The organism is Bacillus sp. SIMBA_008, assembly GCF_046535495.1.
Taxonomy (GTDB): Bacteria; Bacillota; Bacilli; order Bacillales; family Bacillaceae; genus Bacillus; species Bacillus subtilis.
On sequence record NZ_JAWRWL010000692.1, the window covers coordinates 1 to 261 of the forward strand.

Sequence of the window (261 nt, forward strand, 5' to 3'; positions counted from 1 at the left end):
GTCTCGGGGCCGATGCGCACGCGATACGTCGTCCCGCCGTCCCAGAACGCCGGGACGACGAGCTCATCCCCGCCGTTGCGCAGGCGCACCGAGAAGGGCGGCTCTGCACCGATCGGCAGACGATCCGCGCCCTCGAAGGCGAGCTCGACGGTGTCGTACCTGGGGAACATCATCATCCTCCTGCGTCGGCGGCCACCCGTCGTCGGGCGTCGATGATCTCCAGTCTTGCATAATCCTTGCTCTATGAATCTCTATTCAAAG

At 64.4% G+C, this 261-nt stretch carries 1 protein-coding gene; it reads right to left on the reverse strand.

The window, feature by feature from the left end; translation table 11 throughout:
* The coding region (locus SB658_RS25010; RefSeq protein ID WP_410603113.1) for a DUF5060 domain-containing protein at window positions 1–176 on the reverse strand (176 nt) is incomplete at its 3' end.
* Between the last annotated feature and the right edge of the window lie 85 nt (window positions 177–261).